This is a genomic window from Streptomyces sp. NPDC001393 (genome assembly GCF_053597455.1).
In genome coordinates this window covers 43,160-68,133 of the sequence record NZ_JBSFIH010000035.1, presented here as the reverse complement: position 1 = coordinate 68,133, position 24,974 = coordinate 43,160, and the positions used below count along the sequence as shown (strand labels likewise).

Below are 24,974 nucleotides of genomic sequence, written 5' to 3'. Positions count from 1 at the left end.
CGCGACCCCGTCAGTCGCAGCCGCAGCCGCTGCCCGACGCGACCGGCAGCGGCTGGGGCACCCCGATCTTCGGCAGGCCGAGCATGACGCCGGCCGGCGCCGCGGCCTCGGCGGCGTTGCGCTTCTCCCAGGCGTCCCCCGCGCGCGTGCGGCGCACCGAGAGGGCGGGGCCCTCGGCGAGGAGGTGGTGCGGGGCGGCGTAGGTCACCTCGACGGTGACGACGTCACCGGGGCGGACCTCCTGCTCCGGCTTGGTGAAGTGGACCAGCCGGTTGTCGGGGGCGCGGCCGGAGAGCCGGTGCGTGGCGCCGTCCTTGCGTCCCTCGCCCTCGGCGACCATCAGCTCGAGCGTGCGGCCGACCTGCTTCTTGTTCTCCTCCCAGGAGATCTCCTCCTGGAGGGCGACGAGCCGCTCGTAGCGGGCCTGGACGACCTCCTTGGGGATCTGGTTCTCCATGGTCGCGGCCGGCGTACCGGGCCGCTTGGAGTACTGGAAGGTGAAGGCCTGCGCGAACCGCGCCTCTCGGACCACGTGCAGGGTCTGCTCGAAGTCCTCCTCGGTCTCGCCGGGGAAGCCCACGATGATGTCGGTGGTGATCGCGGCGTGCGGGATGGCGGCCCGTACCTTCTCGATGATCCCGAGGTAACGCTCCTGCCGGTAGGAGCGGCGCATCGCCTTCAGCACGGTGTCCGAACCGGACTGCAGCGGCATGTGCAGCTGCGGCATCACGTTCGGGGTCTCGGCCATCGCGGCGATGACGTCGTCGGTGAAGTCCCGGGGATGCGGGGACGTGAACCGCACCCGCTCCAGGCCCTCGATGGTCCCGCAGGCGCGCAGCAGCTTGCTGAAGGCCTCGCGGTCGCCGATGTCGGAGCCGTAGGCGTTGACGTTCTGCCCGAGCAGCGTGATCTCGGAGACGCCCTCGGCGACCAGGGCCTCGACCTCGGCGAGGATGTCGCCGGGCCGGCGGTCCTTCTCCTTGCCGCGCAGGGCCGGGACGATACAGAAGGTGCACGTGTTGTTGCAGCCGACGGAGATCGACACCCAGGCCGCGTAGGCGCTCTCGCGCCGGGTCGGCAGGGTCGACGGGAAGGCCTCCAGCGACTCGGCGATCTCGACCTGCGCCTCCTCCTGCACGCGGGCGCGCTCCAGCAGGACCGGCAGCTTGCCGATGTTGTGCGTGCCGAAGACGACGTCCACCCAGGGCGCCTTCTTCACGATGGTGTCGCGGTCCTTCTGCGCGAGGCAGCCGCCGACCGCGATCTGCATGCCGGGCCGCGAAGCCTTCTTCGGCGCGAGCCGGCCGAGGTTGCCGTACAGCCGGTTGTCGGCGTTCTCCCGTACGGCGCAGGTGTTGAACACGACAACGTCCGCGTCCCCGTCCGAACCCTCGGGGGCCCGTACGTACCCGGCCTCCTCGAGCAGCCCGGCCAAGCGCTCGGAATCGTGGACGTTCATCTGGCACCCGTAGGTGCGGATTTCATACGTCTTGGATGATCGAACGTCCACTGCCGGGCTCCGGTCGCTGCTGCTGGTCATGGCTCAAGGGTAGGCGGTCCGCGGAGTGCGATTGCTGCCTGCCCGCGGCCGGGTGGCCGTCCTCGCTGGAGGTCCGCGTGGGACGGCCGCCCGGCCGAGGCAGCCGGCGTACAGGCCGGTGGGCAGGGCCGCGGCGCCGGTCGCCGTACGGGTGCGTCAGGTCACGCGACCCCGGCCCCGTCCGGGGCCCGCTCGGTCGTCCAGCCGCGCTTGGAGTAGGACAGGACGCCCGTGAGCGCGATCCTGAGGAGGGCGCGCAGTTCGACGTGCAAGGGGATCTTCTCGTCGGTGGACTGGCTCCAGCGGTAGAGGAGCCCGAGATAGGCGTCCCGCAGTATGTTTCCGGCCAGGACCGGATCGATGTCGGAGGCGACGTCTCCCCGGACCTGCCCGGCCGAGATGGCCTGGACGAAGACATGACCGGCGTACTCCGGCTCCTCGTGCAGGGGCTGGCCCGACTTCACCCAGGCGGTCAGCATGACCTGGGTGAGATTGCGTTCCGCCTCGTTGAAGTCGGCGAGGGCGGACATGCACCGCTCCAGCTGGACGGTGGTGTCGTCGTCCTCGTGGGACAGCGACTTCTCCATGAGGGCCTGCAGCTTGTCCTGACGCTGCTGGGCCCAGGTGGTGACGAGATCCTCCTTGCGCTGGAAGTGGTTGAAGAACGTTCCCCTGGCCACGTCGGCGCGCTCGGTGATCTGGTCGATCGTGGTGCGTTCGTACCCTTGCTCGGCGAAGAGTTCCAGGGCGGACGCGTACAGGCGGTCGTGCACGCGCTGCCTGCTCCGCTCCCGCCTGCCGGGGGGGCGAACGGGTTGGTTTTCCTCAGTCGTCATCGGCTCTCTCTTCTCGGCCCGTCGAGGCGTCCCCGTGCCCCCCGCTCTCCGACGACAGCGCATCTGCTGACGCGGCCAGGCCCCCGTCCACGGCGACGGCTTCCTTTATACCGTAGTACATCGATACATCTCAGTACCCGATTGCTGCGGACTGCCTCCAGTGCGTCTCAAGCGGCGGGCTCGGCGTGAGCCCTGGGGCGGCGCGGCGTGAACCGCCGCGGGCGGCCGCACCGCCGCAGGGAGCGCGGTGCGGCCGCCGGTGGTGTGCAGGGACCCGGTACGGCCCACTGGTCGCGGCCCGGCAGCTCCCCTTAGGCGAGTGCGTCCTCGAGCTCGGCCGCTATGGCGGCCGCGCTCTCGTCGCCCAGCAGGCGGCTGGTCGGGATCTCCACCCCGAGGTCCTGTTCCAGGACGCGCCTGAGCTGGAGGGCCATCAGCGAGTCGAGGCCCAGGTCCCGCAGTGACCGCCGCGGGTCCACCCGGTCGACGGTGGTGCCGAGGACCGTCGCGGTGTGGATGATCAGCCGGTCCGCGGTGGGGCGCCGGTCGGCCGACGGCACGCTCCCGGACTCCCGGCGGGTCGCCCGCTCGGCGGGCGGCCGCGGACGGGAGAGCTCACCGGCGCCGCGCTCCGGCAGCCCCGCCGCTGCGCGGCCCGGCGACCGCAGCAGGGCGATGCCCTGGAAGTCGGCGAGCACCTGGCCGTCGGCGCTGGTGAGCGCGATGTCGCAGCGCGCGCCCTCCCCGTCGCCGTCGGGTGTGAACCGGGCCAGGCTCCAGGTGTCCCCGGCCGGCACCGCGGCCAGCACGACGCGTTCGAAGGAGACCGGCACGTAGGCGCAGGCCGGGTCGTCCGCAAAGGTGCGGTGCGGCCACGACCCGAGCATGGTCAGGGCACTGGCTTCCAGGGCCCCCGCGGCCGCCGTGCCGGAGGGCACGTCCAGCCTGGCCACCGCCTCCCCCTCGCGCCGCCACAGCTGCCGCACCGCCCGCAGCTCGGGCGCCACGGAGTAACCGCGGGCCTCGGCCCTGCGGTAGAACTCCGCGCCCGGGACGTACTCGTCGCACCGGGTGAGCACGTCGTCCAACGGCGCCTGGAGCGGCCCGGCACCGGTCTGTGGCAGGCCGTCGCCCGCCCGTACCGTGCCGGACACGCACAGCACCGGGTCCGCCGCCCCTTCGGCGAGCGCGTCGACACGGAAGCCGAACGCCCTCGGGTCCGCCGTCCCCTCGGGCTCGTCCAAGCGGATCGCCAGCGTCGTCCCCGGCGCGTCCGCCAGAAGCGGCAGCCCCTGGCCGAGGCGGACGTCCCGCAGCTCCACGGGTCCGTCGCCGACGAGGTCGCGCACCGTCTCGGCGACCGCCTGCAGGTACACCACCGGCGGGACGAGGGACACGCCACGCACGGTCACACCGGTGCCCAGCGCCCCGACGCCCAGCCGAGACAGCCGGATCCGGCGTTCGCCGAGGTGTGCCGGAGCCGGCGCCGGCTCCGTCTCCGCTTCGGCACGGTGCTCCTCGGTGTCCCACGCGTACAGCGGCAGCCGCACCCGCGTGGTGTCATCGCCGTACCAGCGCCGCCAGTCGACCGCGGCGCCCAGAGCGAAGACCCGTCCGAGGGCGCGGGCGGCCGCCACGGACTCGTCCTGCTGCCGGACCAGCGTACTGACCACGGCCGGGGGCACACCCGCGTCACGCTGTACGTCCTCGATCGCCGGGCCGAGCACCGGGTGCGGGCTGACCTCCACGAACAGCACGTCCCGCTGCTCGGTGACGCGCCGCACGGACGCGGCGAAGCGCACCGGCTCGCGCAGGTTGTCCACCCAGTAGCCGGCGTCCAGTTCCGCGCCCTCGACGGGTGCGCACCGCACCGTGGAGAACATCGGCGTGCGCGCCGCGCCGGGCTCCAGGTGGGCGAGGCGAGCGGACAGGTCGTCCCGGATCTCGTCCATCACCGGGGAGTGGGAGGCGACATTGACCTTGACGGTGCGGCAGTGCACCTCGCGCTGCAGCAATTCGTCGGCGATCTCCTTCAGGATCCCGGCGTCGCCGGCCAGCACGGTGGCGTGCGGGGAGTTCTCCACCGCGACGCACACCTCGTCGCCGTACCTCGCGATCAGCTCGCGCGCCTGCCGCGGGGAGAGTTCCGTGGCGAGCATCGCGCCGCGTCCCGCGAGGCCCTGCATCAGGCTGCTGCGACGGCAGATGACCGCGGCGGCGTCCCGCACGGACAGGACGCCCGCCACGCACGCGGCCGCCACCTCGCCCATGCTGTGGCCGACCACCACGTCCGCCGTGACGCCCATGGCCCGCCAGTGCGCGGCGAGCGCGACCTCCATGGCCCACAGTGCGGGCTGCACCACCTCCACGGCGTCGCCGAACTCCGCGGTCTCGTCCTGGAGCAGGTCCAGCACCGACCAGCCGAGTTCCTCGCGCACGGCCGCGTCGCACTCGGTCATGGCCGCGCGGAAGGCGGCGGAGGTGCGCAGCAGGTCCCGGCCCATCCCGGCCCACTGCGAGCCCTGCCCGGGGAAGACGAAGGCGACCTCACGCGGCCCGCCGAAGCCCGCCTCGAGCATCCCCCCGTCGGGTGTCGGCCGGTCCTGCGCGAGTGCGCGCAGGACGTCGGCGAGGGCGTCGTGGGAGTCGCCGACGGCCCACAGGCGGAAGGGGTGGTGGTCCCGTCCGAGCGCCGCCGACCGGCAGATGTCGCGCAGGGCCTGGCCGCGGCCGCGGCCACCGGGGCCGAGGTGGGCCGCGTGGCGCAGGGCCAGTCGGCGCAGCGCCTCGGGCGTGCGGGCGCTGAGGACGAGCAGCTGCGGGCCGGACTCCTCGGCCGGAACGGGGGTGGCGCGGTCCGCGGACACGGCCGGTTCGGGGACGAACTCGCCGATGACCGCGTGGGCGTTGGTGCCCGACAGGCCGAACGAGCTGACCCCGAGCACCGCGCGTTCGCTCCTGGGCCGCAGCGGGGTGTTGCGGTCCACCACGGTGACGGGGCACCCCGGTTCGGTGAGCCGGGCCTGCGGCGAGCCCAGATGCAGGGAGGCGGGGATCGTGCGGTGCTCGGCCACGAGCACGGTCTTGATGAGACCGGCGATGCCGGCGGCGGCCTCGGCGTGTCCGATGTTGGTCTTCACGGAGCCCACCGGCAGGGGCGCCGCGGGCGCTCCGTGCTCGCTCACCACCTCGGACAGCGCCCGCAGTTCCACCCCGTCGCCCACGGTGGTGCCGGTGCCGTGCGCCTCCACGTAGTCGACCTGGGAGGCGGTCACGCCGGCGCTGCGCCAAGCGGCGCGCAGCATCTGGGCCTGTCCGGGCACCGCGGGCTGGAGCAGCAGCCCGCTGCCGTCGCCGTCATTGGTCACCGCGCTGCCCAGCAGCAGCGCGCGCACGGGATCACCGTCGGCAAGGGCGTCGGACAGCCGCTTGAGCAGGATCACGCCCACGCCCTCGCTGCGGACGAAGCCGTCGGCGGAGCTGTCGCCGAACTTGCAGCGGCCGTCCGGCGCGAGCATCCGCCCCTGCGAGTAGGCGACCGCGTCGGTCGGCGACAGGATGGCGTTGACGCCGGCCGCCACGGCCAGGTCGCACTCCCCGGTGAGCAGGCTCTGGCGTGCGGCGTGCACGGCGACCAGCGAGGACGAGCAGGCGGTGTCCAGTACGACGCTGGGGCCGCGCAGGTCGAAGGCGTGGGAGATCCGGCCGGAGGTGACGGCGCGCAGCCTGCTGCCGGCCATGGCGCGCACGTCGGCGGTGGCGGAACGTCCGGTCACGTCGCCGTAGTCGGCGGTCGCCTGCCCGACGAACACGCCGGCGCCGCTGCCGCGGACCGAGGACGGCGGGACGCCGGCGTCCTCGAACGCCTCCCACACGGTGTGCAGCAGCAGACGCTGCTGCGGGTCCATGGTGCGCGCCTCGCGCGGCGATATCCCGAAGAACGCGGCGTCGAAGCCGTACAGATCGGCCAGGAAGCCGCCGTGACGGGAGATCAGCCGGCCCGGCGTGGCGGGCTCGGGGTCGTACCAGTCCGCCACGTCGTACCGGTCCGGCGGCACCAGCTCGACGGCGTCGGTGTTGCTCTCCAGCAGCGTCCAGAACTCATCTACCCCCGTTGCGCCCGGGAACCTGCAACCCATGCCGATGATCGCGATCGGTTCATGCGTGTTCATTCGGTGGCCTTCCTCCCAGTCGGTGGTCCAAATCTATACCGAAGAACAAACTTGTTCTCCAGTCAGATACATAAAGCTGCCGTTAACACGGCGTCACAAGCCGACGACCCGCTGCGGAACTTGACCTTATGCCGGGATTTTGACGACATGTTGGCGCCTGAAGCCCCGAAGATCCTTTCATTGGGCACTGATCGATCATTGACCACGGTCGTCTGTTGAACTTCAGTACAGAGATGTGCTTCAGTTGCGGACGTCAGCCGCCGAGAGCAAGGAGCAGGCATGCTGAAGACGCGCAAGCTGGGCCGCCAGGGCCTCGAGGTCTCCGAACTGGGCCTCGGATGCATGGGTATGAGCCAGTGGTACGGCACCCCCGACGACCGGGAGTCGGTGGCCACGATCCACCGCGCCCTGGAACTGGGCTACACGCTGTTCGACACAGCCGAGGCCTACGGCCCCCACGACAACGAGATACTGCTCGGCCGCGCCCTCGCGGACCGCCGCGAACAGGCCGTGATCGCCACCAAGTTCGGCTTCCCGATGAAGCTCAAGGACGGCACGACGGCCGAGGCGGACAGCCGGCCCGAGCACATCGTCGAGGTCGTCGAGGCGTCCCTGAAGCGCCTCGGCACCGACTACATCGACATCCTCTACCAGCACCGTGTCGACCCCAAGGTGCCCATCGAGGACGTGGTGGGGACCATGGCCGGCCTCGTCCGGCAGGGCAAGGTCCGGCACCTGGGCCTGTGCGAGGTCGGCGAGCAGACCATCCGGCGGGCCCACGCCGTGCACCCGCTGACCGTCGTACAGAGCGAGTTCTCCGTCTGGGAGCGCAACCTGGAGGACGGGGTCCTGCCGGTGCTGCGCGAACTCGGCATCGGGCTCGTCGGCTTCTGCCCGCTCGGCCGTGGCTTCCTGACCGGCGGGGTCAAGCGCGCCGAGGACTACCCGGAGGACGACTTCCGCCACCACGACCCGCGTCTGCAGGGCGCCAACTACGACCACAACACGGCCATCGCCGCGAAGATCGGCGAGGTGGCCGCGCGCCACGGTCTCACCCCCGCCCAGCTCGCCATCGCCTGGGTGCTGCACCAGGGGGACGACATCGTGCCGATCCCCGGCACCAAGCGGCGCACCTATCTGGAGGAGAACACCCGCGCCGCCGAGGTGGTCCTCACCGCGGACACGCTGGCCGAGATCGAGAACGCCGTGCGCGCCGACGCCGTCGCGGGCCCTCGCTACAACGACCGAATGATGGCCTACATCGACCGCTGATCCTCTCCGGCACCCGACAGTGACCGTTTCAGACCACTCAGGAGCAGCCGTGGACATACCTCATTGGCAGAAACACTGGCACACCCGACGTGCCGCGTTCGCGGACGAATGCCGGCAGGCCCGGGACTCGCTGCTGGCCGATCTCAAGCAGCCCGGCCTGGCGCAGCACCGCGTCCTCGCCGACATCATCGACATGAGCGCGGGCTCGGTCCACTGGCGAGAGCGGGGCTACGACGTCCTGGCCGGCGCCCCCGACCGCTTCCGCTCGGTGCTGCCGGTGATGCGCTACGACGACTTCGTCCCCGAGATCCAGCGCGAGACCCGGACCAAGGGCGGCACCCTGACCTGCAGTCCGGTCCTGCGCTGGCTGAAGACCAGCGGGACCACGGGGGTGCCCAAGCTGGTGCCGTACACCCTGCACTGGCTCCTCACCTACCGGATCCCGGCGATGAAGGCCATGTGGGGGACGTACCTGGAGTACCACCCGGAACTGCTCGCGCACCCGTACGCGACGCTCGACACCCAGACCGTGCGCGAGGACGTCTACGACTTCGTGCACGGCATCGGCCACCAGGCCGTCAGCAACCGGCACCCGCAGATCAACAGCCGGGACTGGAACCCGCCGTGGTACGAGTCGCCGTGGTTCGGCCCCGACGTGCCGAACAGCCACGAGGGCCGCATGTACCACCGCATCCGCCACCTGGTCGGCAAGGATCTGCACTACATCTCGTCGATCAATCCGAGCACCCTGATCTCGCTGCGCGACCTGCTGGCCGAGCACGGGGACCGGCTGGTGGCCGAGGTGCGGGCGGGCACCCTGGACGGGCAGCCGTACACCCGGCCGGACGAGGACACCGCCCGGCGCCTCGAAGAGGTGCTGCGCACCCCGGACTTCAGCCTCAAGGACGTCTGGCCGTCCCTCACCCTGTACACCTGCTGGCTCTCCGCCTCCGCGGGGCTCTACACGGCCAAGCTGGACGCGGTCCTCCCGGGTGTCGCCAAGCTGCCGTTCATGAGCTGCGGCACCGAGGGAGTCACCACCATCCCGGTGGACGACTCACTGCACAGCCAGCCGCTCGCGGTGTCCCAGGCGTTCTTCGAGTTCGTGCCGGCCGAGGTCCCGCTGGGCGAACTCGTGGAGCGCGGGGAGCCGGTGGAGACGCTTTTGTTCGACGAGGTGGAACCGGGCCGCGACTACCACCTGATCATGACGCAGGGCAACGGCCTGTACCGGCTGTGGACAGGGGACATCTACCACGTCGACCGCATCGTCGACGGCACTCCCTGGGTGCACTTCGTGCACCGCGACGGCATCTTCCACTCCTTCACCGGCGAGAAGATCACCGAGTCCCAGGTGACCCAGGCCATCGAGCAGGGCCTCGCGGCCCTCGGCCTCGGCACCGGGCTCTACATGTGCGGCCCGCGGTGGGCGGAGCCGCCGAACTACGTCGTCGTCACCGAAGTCCCCGAGCCCTCCGAGCAGTTGGACCGTGAACTGTCCGGCGCGGTGGACGCCGCGCTGCACCGGATCAACATCGAGTACGCGTCGAAGCGGGACAGCGGCCGGCTCGGCGCGCTCGAGGTCGTCACCGTGCCCCTTGACGCCATCGCCGGGTACGTCGAGAGCCGGCGCCAGGCGGGCAACGCCACCCAGTACAAGTACAAGCCGTTCCAGCGGGACGTCGACTTCGTCACCGTCCTCACCGGTCGCTGAGAGGGAGTCCGGACATGATCGACACCAAGAGGCCGCCGCAGAACATCCGCCGCGAGATAGAGGGAATCCAGGTCGACGGCGCCGAGCTGGCGCTGCACCTGTGGCGCCCGCGCGGGCCGGTCAAGGCAGCGGTCTTCTACTTCCACGGGCTTCAGTCGCACGCGGGCTGGCTGTGGGAGGTCGGCCCCCAGTTCGCCGACAACGACATCGCCTTCTACGTCCTCGACCGCCGCGGCAGCGGCATCAGCGGAGGCGATCGGCAGACCCTGCCCGACGTGGACACCGTGCTGCGCGACTACATGACCGCGCTGGAGCACGTGCGGCAGGCGATCGGTGACGAGGTGCCGCTGTCGCTGTTCGGGCACTGCCTGGGCGGCTCCTTCATGGCGGCGCTCATGCACCACCCCGACTTCACCACCCGGTACGACGCGGCGATCTTCTGCTCGGCCTGGCTGGGCAAGCTGCACGCCACGCTCGACGACGAGGAGCAACGGGCCCTCGCGGCCGAGACCAGCCTGGAGCCGTGGGACGCCGGACTCAGGGCGGAGGACTTCACCGACGAGGTCCGGCACCGGCACTTCATCGACCACGACGACCTGGCGGTGCGCTCCCTGACCCGCCGCTCCCGCGCCGTACTCCTCGGCCTGGAGGCACTGTACATGCGGCCCGAGCGGGCCCTGCCCCCTGTGCCGGCGGCGTTTGTCTCCGGGGTCGCCGACCCGATCGTCGACCTCGACGACGCGCGGGCCACGTTCCTGCGCATGACCGGGGCGCACGGCGCGCTGATCCAGTTCGCGACGGACAAGCACTACCTGTTCTACACCGACGTGCGGGCCCGGCTGGTCGACTGGGCGTCCACCTTCACCCTGCTGTCAGGGCTGGACCGTGATGCCTGAACCGGCCGGGGCCACCCTGTACCGGGTCGAGCTGCCCATGGCGGTCGGCTTCGATCACCCCGCCAAGCGGCGCTCGGCCTCCGACAGCCTCCTCCTGCGGCTGGAGGCCGACGGGGTGACCGGCCTCGGGGAGTGCGCTCCCCGGGCGTACGTCACCGGGGAGACCACCGACTCCGTGACCGCGCAACTGCTGAGCCTGCCACTGGACGCGGTCTTCGCCCGGCTGCGGTCGAGCGAACCGGCGGCGCTGCTGGCCCGGTTGCGCGCGACCGGGGTCGCCGGGACCTTCGGCGTGCGCGGCGGAAACAACCTGCTCTGCCTCCTGGAGACCGCGCTGCTCGACCTGCTGGGTCGCCGGCTGGGGCTGGACGGCGACCGGCTGGTGACCGCCGGGGGCGCACCGGCCGCGCGTCCGGCGGTGCTGCCCGTGTCCCAGGTGCTCGATCTCAGCCTCGACGTCGAGGAGTTCCTCGACACCCGCGGCCCGTTCCACTTCGTCAAGGTCAAGGCGGCCGACGACATCCGGCGCGACGTCCGCACGGTCACCGCCATCCGCTCCCGCCTCGGCGACCGGGTCCCGGTGATGGTCGACGCGAACATGAGCTGGTCCGCGGACGAGGCCGCCGGGCACCTGGCGGCCCTGAGCGACGCCGGCACAGACCTCGTGGAGGAGCCGCTGGCCAAGGGCTCCTGGGCGGAACTCGCCCGGCTGCGGGGACGCACCGCGGTGGGCATCATGCTCGACGAGTCGGTGTGCACGCCCGAGGACGCCCGCCGGGCCGTGGAGTCGGGGGCCTGCGACGCCTTCAACGTCCGGGTGGCCAAGAACGGCGGCCCGGTGACCGCGGCCAGGCTGATCGGGCTCGCCCGCGGCGCCGGCCTCGGGTTCCAGATCGGCGTGCAGGTCGCCGAGGTCGGTCCGCTGATCAACGCGGGCCGTGCCCTGGCCTTCGCGCACCCGGACGCCCTCACCGTCGAGGCCGGCCAGTCCGACCGGTTCTTCCCGGAGATGGTCGTCTCGCCCCGCCCGGCCGTGGACCGGTCGGCCAACACCATCGCCCCCGCGCCCGGCCCGGGGTTCGGCCTCGGCCTCACGGCACGCGCCGCCGCCTGGGCCGTGGCGCACCGCACCGAGGGCGACCCCGTCTGGCGCCCCGTCGCCGCGTCCGGGAGTCGCACGCCCCGCATTCCCGCGTGAATCGCACGAAGGATCACACATGACGTCCTACTTCTCCGACCTGCTCGTGGAGTTCCTGCACCAGCAGGGCATCGACAAGGTCGCCTTCAACCCCGGTGCGTCCTTCCGCGGCGTGCACGACTCCCTCGTCCACGCGGACAGCGCCGCCGTGGCGCCCGACATCGTGATGGCCTGCCACGAGGAGATCGCGGTGGCCCTGGCGCACGGCTACCACAAGGCCAGCGGACGCCACATGGGCGTGTTCGTGCACGCCAATGTGGGTCTGCTGCACGCCTCGATGGCCATCTTCAACGCCTGGTGCGACCGGGTGCCGCTGTTCGTGCTCGGGGGCAACGGCCCCGTCGACGCCGGCAAGCGGCGCCCCTGGATCGACTGGATCCACACCTCGCAGAACATCGAGTCCGTCGTCAAGGACTATGTGAAGTGGTGCGACCAGCCCATCGGGCAGCGCGCCACGATCGAATCGCTCTACCGCGCCTTCAAGCTGATGAACACCCCCATGCAGGCCCCGGTGTTCGTGGCCCTCGACTTCGACGTCCAGGAGCAGCCGCTGGAGGACGGCGTACGGCTGCTGCCCGCGAGCGCCACCGAGCCCACCCGGCTTCCCGCGCTCGGCGGCGCCGACCTCGACCACCTCACCGGACGTCTGCTGAGCGCGCGGCTGCCGGTACTCCTGGTCGACTTCTCCGGCCGTGACCCGCGGACGGTCGCGCCACTGGTCGCGCTCGCCGACGCGCTCGGCCTCGCCGTCGTGGACCGCGGCAACCGGATGAACTTCCCGGCCACCCATCCGCTGAACGTCAGCCACACCGGCGGCGAGCTGCTGGCCGAGGCCGATCTCGTCCTCGCGCTGGAGGTGCAGGACCTGGTGGGGGCCCTGGGGTCCTTCCTCACCCTCACCGACCAGGGACAGCCGGCGAACGGCGCCGAGATCGTCACGCTCGGCTTCAACGAGTTGCTGACCAGCAAGTGGGCCGCCGACTACCAGCAGTTCGTGCCGGTCAGCAGGGCCATCGCGGCCGACACCAGGGACTCGGTGGCCGCCCTGCTGGCGGTCGCCGAGGACCCGACGGGGCCGTTCGCCGAGCCCGCGTTCACCGAGCGACGCGAGGATCGCGTCAAGGCGCTGTCCGCCCTGCACACCGAGGCGCGGACCGGGTGGGCACGGCAGGCCGAGGAGGCGAAGGGCCGCGAGCGCATCCACGTGTCCGCGGCCGTCGACGAGATCCACCGCGCGGTGCGGGACGAGGAGTGGATCCTCACCAACACCGGCAGCCTCACCATCGACGGCTGGGTGAAGAAGCTGTGGCCGCTGGAGCGACCCGGCAGCTACCTGGGTCTCAACGGCGGCGGCGGTCTCGGCTACGGCCTGGGCGCATCCGTCGGTGCGGCCCTCGCCCACCAGGGCGACGGCACCCTCTGCGTCGACCTCCAGGCCGACGGCGACTTCCTGTACACGCCGAGCGCGCTGTGGACGCTGGCCGCGTACGACGTGCCGCTGCTGGTGGTCGTCATGAACAACCGCCTGTACCTCAACTCCACTCAGCACGCCGAGCGGATCGCCGGCAACCGTGACCGGGACACCGGCCGCGCGCACATCGCGACCAGCTTCTACGACCAGCCGGTCGACTTCGTGAACCTGGCCCGGTCCTACGGCGTGCACGCCCTGGAGCGGGTCGAGCGGATCGAGGATGTCGAGCCGACCGTGCGGGAGGCCGTGGCCCACATCAAGGCGCAGGGCCGGCCCGTCCTGGTCGAGATCCTCATGGAGTGAGCGGCCGCGCGCCCCTCCCCGATCTTCCCCTTCCCTTTCCCCTTCTCCCTCTCCCAAGACTTTCCGAGGAGCCCTCCACCATGACGGCGCCCCTTCCCTCCGTCTTCGAATGCGTCTACGGCGACGCGCGCCACGTCGGCCTCGGCCTGCCTGAAAGCGACGCTCCCCTGCGCCTGTATCCCCTGGCCGGTGACACACTGGCCGCCCTGGTCGCCGCCGCGGACGGCGACGCGCAGACCGCCCTCGCCCGGCTCACCGAGGGCCGCACCCCCGTAGAGGTGCCGGCCGCGGACCGCGACCGGGTGCGGATGCTGCCGCCGCTGCTGCCCGCGCACACGGGCGACGCGCTGGTCAGCGGCTTCATGATGACGCACAACGTGAAGGTCGGCGCCGAGGTGCCGGACCAGCCGAACTGGTTCGTCAAGGGACTCGGTGACGTCCTCAAGGTCCCGGGCGAGCCGCTGTCCGTGCCCGCCGACGCGGTCGCCGTGTGCGAGGAGGCCGAGGTGGTCCTGGTCTACCTCGGGGACGAGACGGGTGTGCCGCGCTACGTCGGGTACACCTTCGGCAACGACCTCACCGACATCGGCCGCTTCAAGCAGCACGCCGGGCACCTGTCGTACGCGAAGCTGTGCGACGCGGGTGTGGCCCCCTGGCTGCACCTGGGTGCGCCACCGCGCTCGGTGACAGGCGAGGTCGTCATCGAGCGGGACGGGGCATCGGCCTGGAAGGGCTCCTTCACCACGGGCACGGACGCGCTCCACTACGACCTGGAGACGATGATGTCCCGCCTCTTCGCATACCAGGCCCTGCACCGTCCCGGCCGCGTGCACTACGTCTACCTCGGCGCCGACCGCAGCAGTTTCCACGCCGGTTTCCGGACCGCGGACGGCGACCGGGTCACCTTCGATGTCGCGAGTCACGGCGTACGGCTGTCCCACCCGCTGGCGTGGACGCGCGGCCCCGGGAAGGGGTGAGCACGGTGGCGCTGCTGCGCAGGCTCAGCGATGTCGAGGCGTCGTTCGCCTACACCCACGCGCTCATGCGTGGCACCACACAGGTCACCACCCACGTCTCGGTGCGCGGGGACATCGGCCCAGAGCGGTGGCGCGCGGCGGCCGGCCGCTGGGCCGGTGACCTGCCGCTGCTGTCGCTGCGCATCGAGGAGAGGCCCGACGGCCTGTGGTTCGCCGCGGGCCCCGGACCCCGCGCCGAGCAGGTCCGGCACACCGTCCTGACCGCGCCGGACTCGCCGGACGAGGTTCTGCGGCGGGAACTCAACGACGTCCTGGAGACCGGCGGCCCGCTGTGGCGGCTGCACGCCGTCAGCGATCCGGGCGCCGGGACGACGCATCTGTACTTCACCCGGAACCACGCCATCTCCGACGGTCACTCCACCGGAGCGGTCGTCCGCGCCCTGCTGGACGCGCTGTTCCCGCCGTCGGACGGCGAGGGTCCGCACGACGTGCGCACCCTGCCGCCCTGCGCGGACGGACTGCCGTACCGGCCGCCGCGGCGGCCGGACGCCGGCGGGACGGCGGAGGCCGGGGCGCGCGAGGTCGCGACGCCCGAACGGCTGCCGTTCGCGGCGCACCGGCCCTGGCAGGAGCGGAGCGCGGACTTCGTACCGCTGACGCACACGCGCGCGGCGAGTCTGGCCCTCAAGTCCTGGTGCAGGTCCCGGGGAGTGACGGTGAACCAGTTCTTCGGGGCGGCGCTGGCGGAGTCGTACGCCGAGGCGACCGGGCGGGCTCAGGTCGGCCTGTGCACCGCGGTGTCGCTGCGGCCGCGATACGCGCCGAGCACCCCGCTGCCGGACGTGGGCTGCTTCATCAGCGTGCTGAACGTGCCACTGCGGCTGGACCGGGGGAATCTGGCCGGTCATGCCCGGCACTACGCGGCCGCGCTGGCGCGGGCCGACGCCGCGTGGCGGCCGCCCTCCCGCTCGCACGCGGCGATCCGCCGGGCGGTCGAGGAGACGGCGGCCGCCCGGTCCGCCCCGGGCATCTGCATCACGAACGTCGGGATGGCCGACCCGGCGCTCGGCCCGCACCTGAGCCGGGTCACCGGCTACCGGACGGTGGTCAACCGGACGGGCGCCAACTACGGCGTCGTCCTCCACCTCGGCACGCTCGACGGTGTGTTCGCCACGGCGCTGGCCTTCGGCGCACCGGCCACCGACCGGGCACTGGTGCGGGCCGTGGCGAAGGGACTGCACGACCGGGTGGTGCGCCCGTACGCGACGGTCCGGGACCTGTCGGCCGCCGAGGCCGCACCCGCATGACCGGGCACCGGTGCCGCGCCGGTGAGATCCGGCCAAGGCACCGCGGCCCGGGCCGATCCGCCTCAGGAACCGGCGTCCTGACGGAGCACCAGATCGAGCAGACCCGGGAAGCGGGCGTCGAACTCGGCTCTGCGCAGGCGGTTGAGTCGCTTCGGCCCGGCGTCCCGCTGCTCGAGCAGCCCGGCCTCGCGCAGCACCGCGAAGTGCCGGCTGAGGGTGGCCTTGGTGACCGGCACGTCGAAGCTGCCGCACGACCGCTCCCAGTCACCGGCCTGCGCCAACTCCCTCACCAGGGTGCGGCGCACGGGGTCGGCGAGGGCGAGCAGCGCCGCCTCCAGCGGGACGGCGCCCGGGTCCGTGTGGATCGGCGGAGTGCGGTGACTCGCGGCCGCCTGCTGCTGTGGGGTCTGTGCCGCCATGGCTGGTTTGCTCCGTCCCGGCATCGCTCGTTCCGTGACGCGTACGGCGCACGGATTGCAGAGTGTTCGATGATCTGCGTACACTCTGAATGTTCGTCCAACGACGAACACTCTACCGGAGCCGGTGGTGTATCGCCCGGCTCCCCTCCCCCCACTCGCCTCCGGCACGTATGGAAGGAAGACCCGTGCCACACACCCAACAGCACAAGGCCCGCCCGGGACTGACCCTGTTCGCGGCCTGCCTCGGCTTCGTCGTGGTCATCCTGGACGTCAGCGTCGTGAACGTCGCCACCAAGGCCCTCGCCGCGGACTTCGGCGGCAACCTGTCCGGTCTGGAGTGGGTGATCAACGGCTACACCCTCACCTTCGCCGCGTTCCTGCTGACCGCCGGCGCCATGGGCGACCGCTACGACCCCAAGCAGATCTTCATGTGGGGCTTCGCGCTCTTCGCGCTGACCTCGCTGGCCTGCGGCAGCGCCCCCTCGCTGGTCGCGCTCATCGCCGCCCGCGTGATCCAGGGCATCGGCGCCGCGATGATCGTGCCGTCGTCCCTGTCCATCGTGAACACCAACTTCCCGGACCCCGCCGAGCGCACCCGCGCCGTGAGCCTGTGGGCCGCGGCCGGCGGCCTCGCCCTGGCCCTCGGTCCGGTGGTGGGCGGACTTCTGGTGGACGCACTCGGCTGGCGCTCGATCTTCTACGTCAACGTGCCTATCGCCGCCCTCGGCATCGTGCTGGTACGGGCCTACGCCCGGCCCGCCCCCGCCCGGGACGCCTCCGCGCGCCGCTCCCTCGACCTGCCCGGCCAGTTGCTCGCCGTGATCGGCCTGGGCGCCCTCACCGGGGCCATCGTCGAGGCCAATGGCAAAGGCTGGACCTCGGCCACCGTCCTGACCTGCCTGATCGTCTTCCTGGTCGCGCTTGCCGGCTTCCTCGTCACGGAGCGCCGCAGCAACGACCCGATGCTGCCCCTGCACCTGTTCGGCCGGAAGGCGTTCTCCTCCACGTCGCTGATCGGCGTGCTGCTCAACTTCGCCTTCTACGGTCTGATCTTTGTCTTCAGCCTCTTCTTCCAGCAGGTCTGGAAGTATTCGCCGATCGTGGCGGGTCTGGCGTTCCTGCCGATGACGGCCGCCATCATGATCGCCAACCTGGCGTGCGGGCCCCTGGTCAAGCGCCACGGCGCCCGCACGGTCCTGATCACCGGCAACACCCTGGCCGCCGTCGGCTATCTGGCCACGGTGCCGGTGGTCGGCTCCGGGGCGTACGTCCAGATGGCCGTCCAGTTCGCCGTCGCCGGCTTCGGCATCGGCCTGGTCGTACCGTCCATGACGAACGCCATGCTCGGCGCCGTGGACCCGGCCAACGCCGGCATCGCCTCCGGTGTCCTCAACGCCTCGCGCCAGCTGGGCGGACTCATCGGCGTCGCCGCGATGGGCCTCCTGGTCGGCGAGGCGTCCTCCGGCCACTTCCTGTCCGGGCTGCGCTCCGCACTGCTCGCGGCCGTGGTGGCGCTCCTGGTCAGCGCGGTACTGAGCGCGGTCGGCCTGCCCAGGAGGCGGACGACGCCGGCCCCGGCGCCGGTCGCCGGCGCGCGCCGGTCGGAACCCGCGGCCAGCACGGCCGACGCAGGCTGACACGTCCCGCGGAGCAAAGCCGTTCCCCCAGCACCCCCAAGGAGCGCACGAGCCATGCCTCATCTCGTACTCGAACACTCGGGCAACATCCGGGAGGACATAGACCTGACCGCCCTCTTCGGGAAGCTGCACACGGCACTGGCGGCCGCGGGCGGCTTCCGGCTCCAGGACTTCAAGAGCCGCGCCGTCCGCATGAACCGGTACTTCATCGGCGACGGCACCTACGAGCAGTCCTTCGTCAACCTCGATGTCCGGACGTTCGGCGGCAAGTCCACCGAGGCCCGCACGGCGATCAGCGAGGCGGCCCTCGCGGTGCTCGCCGAAGCCTTCGCGACCAGCCTGCGCGAGACGGCCTGTGACATCTCCGTCCAGGTCACCGAGCTGGACCGCCCGACCTTCGCCCGCACACGGTCCGAAGACCGCGACACCCGGCACCGGGTCGACTGACCGGCCACCCCGCCCCATCCACGTACAGGAGCAGACCCAGTCATGAGCGCATACGCAGACCAGCGTGTCCTCGTCGTCGGCGGCACCTCCGGTGTCGGCCTGGCCGCCGCCCACGAGTTCGCCGCGCAGGGCGCCGCCACCGTCATCGCCTCCCGCAGCCCCGAGCGGCTCCAGACGGCCCTCACCCGGCTCTCCGGGCTCCCCGGCCCGGTGACGGGCCAGAACCTGGACATCCGCTCCGACGACGAGGTGGAGAAGTTCGCCGCCTCCGCACCGGAGTTCGACCACGTCGTCGTCACCGCGGGCGAGACTCCCATGGGGCGCGTCGACACCCTGCCGCTGGCCGACGCGTACACCGCCATGGACAGCAAGTTCTGGGGCGCGTACCGCATCGCCCGGTCCGTCCCCGTCCGCTCCTCCGGCTCGCTCACCCTGGTCGCGGGCTACCTCTCCCAGCGCCCCGGCCGGGCGTCGGCGCTGCAGAGCGCCATCAACGCCGCGCTCGAGGCCCTCGTCCGCGGACTGGCCCTGGAGTACGCGCCGTTGCGCGTCAACGCCGTCTCGCCCGGTCTGCTGCGCACTCCGCTGTGGGACGGGCTGGACGCCGTGGCCCGCGAGAACATGTACGAGGCCGCCGCCCGGCGGCTGCCGGCCGGGCGCGTCGGAGAAGCGGCCGACATCGCGCAGGCGGTGCTCTTCCTCACCGCCAACGCCTACACGACGGGCACCACGCTGTACGTCGACGGCGGCGGAATGATCGCCTGACGCCCCGCCCCGGCGGCGCCCGGCGATGCCACACCCCCGCCGGCCCGCGCCGGCTCCCGGCCCACCCAGAACCGGCGGCCGACGGCGACATCCCCCGCGCCGTCGGCCGCCTCCCCGTCCGGGAGGCCGCCGAGGCGCACCGCATCCTGGACGCCCATCACATCGGCGAAATCGTCCTGCTCGACCCCGACGCGGCATGACTCGACGAGTCACCGTAATGGCCCCTCGTCCCACCGGGCGCACACTGTAAGCAGAAGGTCATGTGTCATGAGCCGCACGTGGAGGTGAGCCATGAGCACCCTCGAGCTGCACGTCGATGTCGACGTTCCGGTCGACAGGGCCTGGGAGACCCTGCATCGGTTCGAGAACTATCCGCGCTTCGTGGACGGAGTCCGGGGCGCGCGTACGGAGGCGGGGGGCCGAGCGCATCTGGAGGTAGAGGCGGGCGGCCGGGCCCGGGAGGTCGAGGCCGAGGTGACGGACCGCGGTGAGCGTGTGATGGAGTGGCTCACCACGAGCGCTCCCGAGCTGACGGGTTCCTTCTCGGTCCAGCCGATCGACAAGAGCCACACCCGGATCCAGGCACGGCTGGAGTACGACCCTGCCACGGTCCACGACACCTTCGGCGGACCCAAGGGTTTCGCCCAGACCAACGCGATCGAACGGCTCGTCCGCGGCGATCTGGAGCACTTCAAGGAGTACGTGGAACGCGGGTGAGCGGCGGGAAGGCGGTCAGGTCTCCATCACGGCATCGCAGTCCGGGCAGACCAGGGATGCGTGTTCCGTGGGATACCAGGGCGCCCCCGGGTGGTCGGCGGGCCGCCAGTCGGCCGTCTCCATGGCGAAGGTGTCCTTGCCACAGAGGGTCCGCGGTCCCGCGGCCGTGTGCGACCCGGGCGCGGCCGGTGCCGCGTGCACCTTGCGCACGCGCCGTTCCGCCCCGCTCGCCGGTCCTGCGGAGGAGCGTGCTGCGCCCGGTTTGTCGAGTTCGTAGACGACGATCTCGCTCATGTCTCCACCGTAGGCGTCGCCACCCGGTGATGTGGTGAACCCGGCCGTGAACTCCGTACCCCGAGGACCGGACGATCTCGTGCGGGCCCTCACGGCCGCCGGGGTCGGGGACGAGCGTCTGCTCGCGGCCGTGCGGGCGACGCCCCGGGCGGAATTCGTCCCGGACGATCAGACAGGCGCCGCCTACCGGGACGAGCCCATCGCCATCGGGCAGGGACAGGTCACCACGCAGCCCTCGCTGTCCGCCCTGATGATCGAGGGGCTGGGTCTGGACGGGTGCGAGCACGTCCTGGAGGTCGGCACGGGTCTGGGCTTCCAGACCGCCTTGCTCGCCCGGCTGGCCGCGGACGTGGTCAGCATCGAGCTGCGGCCGGACCTGGCCCGCCAGGCCCGCGTGAACCTCGCCCGCCAGGGCGTCCGGAACGTGGAACTGCGCATCGGCGACGGCAGCGGCGGTGTGCCGGACCGGGCGCCGTACGACGCCGTCCTGGTGTCGGCCGCGTTCCCTGAGGTGCCCGTGCCGCTGGCCGCGCAGGTGCGCCCGGGTGGCCGCCTGGTGCAGCCGATCGGGCCGGGCGGACACGAGCAGGTGGTGTGCTTCGAGCGCACCGCGTCGGGGCTGGTGCGGTTGCGGGTTCTGACCGCGGCGTGTTTCGTCCGGTTGCAGGGGCGATACGGCTTCCCGCCGGACGAGCCGGGGGTGCGTTGAGGTGTTGCTCTGCTGTCGAGGCGTTCTTCCGGCCTCGGGCTATTCGTCGGCGACGCGTACGACCGCGAGCGTGATGTTGTCGGGGCCGCCCGCAGCGATGGCCGCCTTCCACAGCTCGAAGGCGGCACGCCCGTCGTCGTGCTCCCGCATCACCTCGTCGAGCACATCCGCCGGCACGGGGTCGGTCAGACCGTCGGTGCAGATGAGGTAGCGGGCGCCGGGAGCCAGGGACTCGGCCGTCACATGGGGGTGGACGGCCCGGTACGAGGGGCTGCCGCCCAGGCACTGGGTGACGATGGACGTGGTGTGCTGCCCGGGTTCGAGCGGGGGGTTGTCGTCGACGCTCACCTGGCGCAGCCCGTCGCGGGAAGCCGCGTAGACCCGGCTGTCGCCCACGTTGAACGCCAGCAGCGAGCCGGGCTGCACGACGATGCCGGCGACCGTGGTGCCCATGGCGGCGAGCTCGGTCTCCTCCTCGGCGCCGGCGGCCGCGTACACGGCGCGATTGCAGGCGTTCAGGGCGTCGCGGACGGCGTCCTCGCCGCTCAGGGTGGGGCCGACGGCCGCGATCCGGCGGGCGACCAGGGCGCTGGCCAGGTCGCCTCCGGGATGCCCGCCGAGCCCGTCCGCGACGGCGACGACAAGGGGCGTGCCCAGCGGGAAGACGAGGGTCTGCGGGCTTTCCGTCACCGTGGCGCACAGGGTCCACGGCCCGGCCACCAGGCTGTCCTCGTTCCGTTCGCGGAGCAGCCCGGGATGACTCAGCGCGCTCACAGCCACGTACCGCATGGAACGCCACCGCCTTCCCGGGCGGGCCACGGCCATCGGCCGGCTCGCTGCCCGCGGCTCCAGCGTAGGCGTTCGCCGGCCGTGGGGTCCGGGTCAGGTGAGCGGCGGTGTCAGGGACGCGGTGGTGGGGCCGTCGGGACGGACGGTGATTCCGTACGCCGCCTTGGTGGGCCTGGAGTGGAAGGACAGCGTGTGGGCCGGCAGCAGGTGTTCGAGGAGGACGGTCGACTCGCGGAGCGCGAACTGGACACCGAGGCATGCGCGGGGACCGATCCCGAACGGGAGGTAGGCGCCCGGGTGGGTGGGCCGGCCGTCCGGGACGGTGAAGCGCCGGGGGTCGAACCGCTCCGGGTCCGGCCACAGTTCGGGATCGCGGTGCGTGAGATACGGGCAGACCAGGATGTCGGTGCCGGCCGTTACGGTGTGACCGGCGAGGGTGTCGTCCTCTGCCGCGTGGCGCGGCAGGATCCAGGCAGCCGGGTACAGCCGAAGCGTCTCGTGGACCAGGGCCTGGACGGCCTGGCGGCGTTGCGCCGAGCCTTCGCCGCCGGCGGCCAGAGCCTGCTCGCGGGCGGCGGGGTACTGGTCGAGGAGCAGGTAGAGCCAGGTCAGGGTGGTGGCGGTGGTCTCGTGTCCGGCCGCCAGCAGCGTGACCAGCTCGTCGCGGATCAGCCGGTCGGTGTACTCGGGGTGCTCGGCGGCGGCGTCGACGAGGACGTGCAGCAGGCCTGGGCCGTCGTGGCCGGCCGCCCCGGTGCGGGCGGTGTCGATGGCGTGCCGGGCGACCGCGTCGATCCGGGCGAGATCGGCGGCGACGGCGTCCCGGGCATCGGTGCCGTCCGCGGGCAGCGTCGGAAGGGCGGCCGCCACGGCGGTCACGGCGGCCAGCTCGCGCTCGGTCCCGTCGTCGAGGGCGTGCCCGGTGAGAGAGCGCCAGATCGCGTCCAGGGCGAAGCGGCGCATCTCCCGCACGACGTCCAGGGTCTGCCCGGTGCGGGCGTACCCCTCCCAGCGAGCGGCGGTGGTCCGGGCGGCCTCGGTGATCCGCTGTTCGTAACGGCGCATCCCGGTGCCGGTGAACTGGGACTGCAGCAAGCGCCGTTGCCGTTTCCATGCCGTGCCGGTGGCGGCGAGGACACCGTCGCCGATCAGCAGGCGGGCGCGGTGGGAGCGCTTGACGTACCGCTCGGGGTGCCGTGCGAGTACGTGCTGGACCGCCTGCGGGTCGGTGACGAGAACGGTACGCGCGGGGCCCAGCCGGAACGCGGCGACGCCACCGCAGTGCTCGCGCACCTGGGACAGCAGCTCCACCAGTTCGCCTCCCGCCGAGCGCCACCGCTCGACGAGTGCGGGCTCGGCCTCGGGCACCGGCCGCCCCACTCCGGGAACACGCGCGAGGGAGCCGGTACCGGCTTCGATGTCCATGATCTCTTCGTACCCCGTCCCGGCACGACAGAAGCACACCCGAAGGACGAGCAGGGCCCTGGTGCGTTCGGAAATGTGGCCGGATTGTGTGGGGCCCTGCCGGGCCCTGCACATAGCCATGGCATGCTCATGGCTCATCACGAGTTACCGGCCGGTTCTACCAGCGAGTAGACCCTTGCCGGTGCCTCTCTGCCACCTCCACCCCACACAGGACCGACCATGCGCAGACGCATGCGGCACAGACGTGCCCTGCTGCCCGCCTTCGCCGTGACCGCCCTCTTCCTCGCCGCGGCCTGTTCCTCGCCCGCCTCGCACGCCGGATCGCCGGCGACCGACGGGCACGGCCGCCAGGTCGAGGCCGCCGAACGGCCCTCCGACGGCACGGACCGCTCGCTCGCCGTCGCCGCCGCGCCCGCCACCACCACGACCGCCACGACCGCCACGGCGGGTCCGGCCGGCTCCGGACAGCGGGCCCGCAGGACGACGCTCGCCATCGGCTCGTACGACAGCCGCACCCGGCGGGCCGTTCTCACCAAAACGCCCGCCCCGCACCGGAGTTCATCCCCCTCCCCGGCGGCCTCCCCCGCACCCTCCGGCGCCCCGTACCGGGCCGCCGTCGGCGATGTGATCGCCAGTGCGCCCGCGCCCGGGGCACCGGACGGGCTGCTCGCCAAGGTCACCAGGGTGATCGGTGAGGCGCACAACGGCACCGAGGTACAGACGGAACCGGCCACCCTCGACGCGCTGCTCGGCGACGAGACGGCAAAGGGCGCCGTACCGGTCGACCCGTCGTCCTTCGCCGTCGACAAGCTGCTGCCCGGTGTGCAGGTGTCCTGGGCGAGGGCCGGTCACCTGCACGCCGGTCCGAAGGGTGCCACGGTGCCGCTCGGCAGCCTCCGGCTCGATGTGAGCGCCGTCCTGCCGGCGGCTCGGAACGCCTCGCCCTCGGCCACCGCCTCGGTGAACGGCTTCGTCCAGGTCGCCCCGCGGGTCGACTTCGCCTACGGCGGCGCCGGTACCGGCGCCCCGCCGGGTTCCGCGTATCTCGGCGTGTCGGGCGACTGGACCTCCGGCTGGTCGGTCAAGGGCCTGGCCGCCGCGGCCACCGGCGCCCCGCTGCGGATCCCGTTTGCCGAGCTGCACGCCGACCCCGTCCTCCAGGTCGGCCCGGTCCCTGTCGTCGTCAACCTCGACCTGACCGCCTATGTCCAGATCAGCGGCGACGGGCGGGCGACCGTCGACGTCGAGCAGAACCTCAAGGGCGATTTCACGGCAGGCGGCACCTTCGGCACGGCCAGGGGCTGGACGCCGGTCAGCTCCTCGGACATGACGAGCACGCCCGTGCGTGCCTCCGTCACCACCGCCGGGAACCTGAAGACGGCGCTCGGCGCCGAGGCCTCGGTGGGCCTCTACGGCGCCGTCGGCGTCACCGCCGACCTGGCCCCGTATGTGCGCGGCGAGGCCTCCGGCACGGTCACCGGCTCCGCCGGCGGCGGGGCGAAGACCGCGGGCGCCTGGGGTGTGTACGGCGGGTTCGATCTGTCCGGGACCCTGCGGCTCCAGCTGTCCGTCTTCGGCACACCGGTCGTCCAGCGGAGCATTCCGCTGGGCACCCTGAACCGCGAGTGGAAGCTGGCGGGCGGCACCTTCTAGGCGCTCGCCTGCGCGGAACCGTCCCGCGCCGCCGGTATCCAGCCCTGGCCGCGCAGTACGGAGGACACGTCCGGCGCCTGGTAGTGCTCCCCCTTGAGGACCTTGCCGTCGGCCCGGCGGGCGACCTGTCCGTCCGGGCCGAGCTTGCTCATGTTGGCGCGGTGGATCTCTGCGATCACCTGGTCGAGGTCGATGCCGTGGACCAGTGCCGTGCCGTACGCCACGTAGACCACGTCCGCCAGTTCGTGCGCGAGCCTGTCCAGCGGGCCGTCGACCGCGACCTCGGCGACCTCCGCGGCCTCCTCGGCGAGCAGTTCCCCACGGTGCGCGGCCAGTTCGGGGTCGACCTCCGTCGGCGTGGTGCGGGCGTCGAGGCCGAAGGCGAGGTGGAACTCTCGGACGAGGTCGGCGGGAGAAGTGCTCATGCGACGAC

21 protein-coding genes are annotated in these 24,974 nt (G+C 72.2%); 13 read left to right on the top strand and 8 right to left on the bottom strand.

From position 1 onward, the window contains the following. Positions 1–10: 10 nt before the first annotated feature. The 3 genes from miaB to ACWC2T_RS30555 all read right to left on the bottom strand — a co-directional run bounded on the left by miaB (position 11) and on the right by ACWC2T_RS30555 (position 6,548). Complete coding sequence (gene miaB / locus ACWC2T_RS30565; protein ID WP_450673575.1) at positions 11–1,540, bottom strand: tRNA (N6-isopentenyl adenosine(37)-C2)-methylthiotransferase MiaB; 1,530 nt, start codon at positions 1,538–1,540, stop codon at positions 11–13. Between the two features lie 161 nt (positions 1,541–1,701). Continuing rightward, positions 1,702–2,313: a TetR/AcrR family transcriptional regulator gene (locus ACWC2T_RS30560; protein ID WP_450673574.1), complete on the bottom strand. Its 612-nt coding sequence runs from the start codon at positions 2,311–2,313 to the stop codon at positions 1,702–1,704. Positions 2,314–2,687: 374 nt separating this feature from the next. Next, positions 2,688–6,548 (bottom strand): type I polyketide synthase, encoded by a 3,861-nt coding sequence (locus ACWC2T_RS30555; protein ID WP_450673573.1) that lies wholly within the window; start codon positions 6,546–6,548, stop codon positions 2,688–2,690. Between the two features lie 279 nt (positions 6,549–6,827). On the opposite strand from ACWC2T_RS30555, the gene ACWC2T_RS30550 reads away from it, so the two are divergent. The 7 genes from ACWC2T_RS30550 (at position 6,828) to ACWC2T_RS30520 (ending at position 15,686) form a co-directional block, all read left to right on the top strand. Continuing rightward, the gene (locus tag ACWC2T_RS30550) at positions 6,828–7,820 is read left to right on the top strand and encodes an aldo/keto reductase (protein ID WP_450673572.1); all 993 of its coding nucleotides are present in this window, start codon (positions 6,828–6,830) and stop codon (positions 7,818–7,820) included. Positions 7,821–7,869: 49 nt separating this feature from the next. Next, complete coding sequence (locus tag ACWC2T_RS30545) at positions 7,870–9,534, top strand: GH3 family domain-containing protein (protein WP_450673571.1); 1,665 nt, start codon at positions 7,870–7,872, stop codon at positions 9,532–9,534. 14 nt (positions 9,535–9,548) lie between these two features. Further along, a complete protein-coding gene (locus ACWC2T_RS30540; RefSeq protein ID WP_450673570.1) occupies positions 9,549–10,430 on the top strand; it encodes an alpha/beta hydrolase in 882 nt (293 codons plus the stop codon). Beyond that, complete coding sequence (locus ACWC2T_RS30535; RefSeq protein ID WP_450673569.1) at positions 10,423–11,628, top strand: enolase C-terminal domain-like protein; 1,206 nt, start codon at positions 10,423–10,425, stop codon at positions 11,626–11,628. The genes ACWC2T_RS30540 and ACWC2T_RS30535 overlap by 8 nt, the downstream gene beginning before the upstream one ends. 19 nt (positions 11,629–11,647) lie before the next feature. Continuing rightward, entirely contained in the window at positions 11,648–13,402 is a 1,755-nt protein-coding gene (locus tag ACWC2T_RS30530) for a thiamine pyrophosphate-binding protein (RefSeq protein WP_450673568.1), read from the top strand. A gap of 80 nt (positions 13,403–13,482) precedes the next feature. Further along, entirely contained in the window at positions 13,483–14,379 is an 897-nt protein-coding gene (locus tag ACWC2T_RS30525) for an FAH family protein (RefSeq protein WP_450673567.1), read from the top strand. Beyond that, entirely contained in the window at positions 14,376–15,686 is a 1,311-nt protein-coding gene (locus tag ACWC2T_RS30520; protein WP_450673566.1) for a phthiocerol/phthiodiolone dimycocerosyl transferase family protein, read from the top strand. Before ACWC2T_RS30525 ends, ACWC2T_RS30520 begins: the two co-directional genes overlap by 4 nt. 62 nt (positions 15,687–15,748) lie before the next feature. On the opposite strand, the gene ACWC2T_RS30515 is transcribed toward ACWC2T_RS30520, so the two are convergent. Beyond that, the gene (locus ACWC2T_RS30515) at positions 15,749–16,105 is read right to left on the bottom strand and encodes an ArsR/SmtB family transcription factor (RefSeq protein ID WP_450673565.1); all 357 of its coding nucleotides are present in this window, start codon (positions 16,103–16,105) and stop codon (positions 15,749–15,751) included. A 185-nt stretch (positions 16,106–16,290) separates the two neighbouring features. Between ACWC2T_RS30515 and ACWC2T_RS30510 the strand changes: the two genes are divergently transcribed. The 4 genes from ACWC2T_RS30510 (at position 16,291) to ACWC2T_RS30495 (ending at position 19,671) form a co-directional block, all read left to right on the top strand. Then, on the top strand, positions 16,291–17,742 hold the full coding sequence (locus ACWC2T_RS30510; protein ID WP_450673564.1) for an MFS transporter: 1,452 nt from the start codon (positions 16,291–16,293) through the stop codon (positions 17,740–17,742). A 54-nt stretch (positions 17,743–17,796) separates the two neighbouring features. Next, the gene (locus tag ACWC2T_RS30505; RefSeq protein WP_450673563.1) at positions 17,797–18,189 is read left to right on the top strand and encodes a 5-carboxymethyl-2-hydroxymuconate Delta-isomerase; all 393 of its coding nucleotides are present in this window, start codon (positions 17,797–17,799) and stop codon (positions 18,187–18,189) included. Between the two features lie 42 nt (positions 18,190–18,231). Beyond that, positions 18,232–18,954 (top strand): SDR family oxidoreductase, encoded by a 723-nt coding sequence (locus ACWC2T_RS30500; RefSeq protein ID WP_450673562.1) that lies wholly within the window; start codon positions 18,232–18,234, stop codon positions 18,952–18,954. 291 nt (positions 18,955–19,245) lie between these two features. Beyond that, positions 19,246–19,671: an SRPBCC family protein gene (locus tag ACWC2T_RS30495; protein ID WP_450673561.1), complete on the top strand. Its 426-nt coding sequence runs from the start codon at positions 19,246–19,248 to the stop codon at positions 19,669–19,671. A 15-nt stretch (positions 19,672–19,686) separates the two neighbouring features. Here the strand turns inward: ACWC2T_RS30495 and ACWC2T_RS30490 are convergent, their stop codons facing one another. Further along, positions 19,687–19,965 (bottom strand): hypothetical protein, encoded by a 279-nt coding sequence (locus ACWC2T_RS30490; protein ID WP_450673560.1) that lies wholly within the window; start codon positions 19,963–19,965, stop codon positions 19,687–19,689. A gap of 46 nt (positions 19,966–20,011) precedes the next feature. On the opposite strand from ACWC2T_RS30490, the gene ACWC2T_RS30485 reads away from it, so the two are divergent. Next, positions 20,012–20,674 carry a protein-L-isoaspartate O-methyltransferase family protein gene (locus tag ACWC2T_RS30485; protein ID WP_450673559.1) on the top strand — a complete coding sequence of 221 codons (663 nt, stop codon included), beginning with the start codon at positions 20,012–20,014 and terminating at the stop codon, positions 20,672–20,674. 39 nt (positions 20,675–20,713) lie between these two features. On the opposite strand, the gene ACWC2T_RS30480 is transcribed toward ACWC2T_RS30485, so the two are convergent. Continuing rightward, positions 20,714–21,463, bottom strand: a complete 750-nt coding sequence (locus ACWC2T_RS30480; RefSeq protein ID WP_450673558.1) for a PP2C family protein-serine/threonine phosphatase — start codon at positions 21,461–21,463, stop codon at positions 20,714–20,716. Between the two features lie 93 nt (positions 21,464–21,556). Continuing rightward, on the bottom strand, positions 21,557–22,888 hold the full coding sequence (locus tag ACWC2T_RS30475; RefSeq protein WP_450673557.1) for a cytochrome P450: 1,332 nt from the start codon (positions 22,886–22,888) through the stop codon (positions 21,557–21,559). Positions 22,889–23,119: 231 nt separating this feature from the next. Here ACWC2T_RS30475 and ACWC2T_RS30470 point away from each other — a divergent pair, with 231 nt between their 5' ends. Further along, positions 23,120–24,541, top strand: a complete 1,422-nt coding sequence (locus tag ACWC2T_RS30470) for a hypothetical protein (RefSeq protein WP_450673556.1) — start codon at positions 23,120–23,122, stop codon at positions 24,539–24,541. Here the strand turns inward: ACWC2T_RS30470 and ACWC2T_RS30465 are convergent. Next, on the bottom strand, positions 24,538–24,966 hold the full coding sequence (locus tag ACWC2T_RS30465; RefSeq protein ID WP_450673555.1) for a pyrophosphohydrolase domain-containing protein: 429 nt from the start codon (positions 24,964–24,966) through the stop codon (positions 24,538–24,540). The genes ACWC2T_RS30470 and ACWC2T_RS30465 overlap by 4 nt on opposite strands. Between the last annotated feature and the right edge of the window lie 8 nt (positions 24,967–24,974).

Excerpts from the sequence above, each read along its gene's own strand:
- miaB (WP_450673575.1), bottom strand. The coding sequence starts at position 1,540 with ATGACCAGCAGCAGCGACCGGAGCCCGGCAGTGGACGTTCGATCATCC.
- ACWC2T_RS30555 (WP_450673573.1), bottom strand. The coding sequence starts at position 6,548 with ATGAACACGCATGAACCGATCGCGATCATCGGCATGGGTTGCAGGTTC.
- ACWC2T_RS30550 (WP_450673572.1), top strand. The coding sequence starts at position 6,828 with ATGCTGAAGACGCGCAAGCTGGGCCGCCAGGGCCTCGAGGTCTCCGAA.
- ACWC2T_RS30540 (WP_450673570.1), top strand. The coding sequence starts at position 9,549 with ATGATCGACACCAAGAGGCCGCCGCAGAACATCCGCCGCGAGATAGAG.
- ACWC2T_RS30535 (WP_450673569.1), top strand. The coding sequence starts at position 10,423 with ATGCCTGAACCGGCCGGGGCCACCCTGTACCGGGTCGAGCTGCCCATG.
- ACWC2T_RS30530 (WP_450673568.1), top strand. The coding sequence starts at position 11,648 with ATGACGTCCTACTTCTCCGACCTGCTCGTGGAGTTCCTGCACCAGCAG.
- ACWC2T_RS30525 (WP_450673567.1), top strand. The coding sequence starts at position 13,483 with ATGACGGCGCCCCTTCCCTCCGTCTTCGAATGCGTCTACGGCGACGCG.
- ACWC2T_RS30515 (WP_450673565.1), bottom strand. The coding sequence starts at position 16,105 with ATGGCGGCACAGACCCCACAGCAGCAGGCGGCCGCGAGTCACCGCACT.
- ACWC2T_RS30505 (WP_450673563.1), top strand. The coding sequence starts at position 17,797 with ATGCCTCATCTCGTACTCGAACACTCGGGCAACATCCGGGAGGACATA.
- ACWC2T_RS30500 (WP_450673562.1), top strand. The coding sequence starts at position 18,232 with ATGAGCGCATACGCAGACCAGCGTGTCCTCGTCGTCGGCGGCACCTCC.
- ACWC2T_RS30495 (WP_450673561.1), top strand. The coding sequence starts at position 19,246 with ATGAGCACCCTCGAGCTGCACGTCGATGTCGACGTTCCGGTCGACAGG.
- ACWC2T_RS30490 (WP_450673560.1), bottom strand. The coding sequence starts at position 19,965 with ATGAGCGAGATCGTCGTCTACGAACTCGACAAACCGGGCGCAGCACGC.
- ACWC2T_RS30480 (WP_450673558.1), bottom strand. The coding sequence starts at position 21,463 with ATGCGGTACGTGGCTGTGAGCGCGCTGAGTCATCCCGGGCTGCTCCGC.
- ACWC2T_RS30475 (WP_450673557.1), bottom strand. The coding sequence starts at position 22,888 with ATGGACATCGAAGCCGGTACCGGCTCCCTCGCGCGTGTTCCCGGAGTG.
- ACWC2T_RS30470 (WP_450673556.1), top strand. The coding sequence starts at position 23,120 with ATGCGGCACAGACGTGCCCTGCTGCCCGCCTTCGCCGTGACCGCCCTC.
- ACWC2T_RS30465 (WP_450673555.1), bottom strand. The coding sequence starts at position 24,966 with ATGAGCACTTCTCCCGCCGACCTCGTCCGAGAGTTCCACCTCGCCTTC.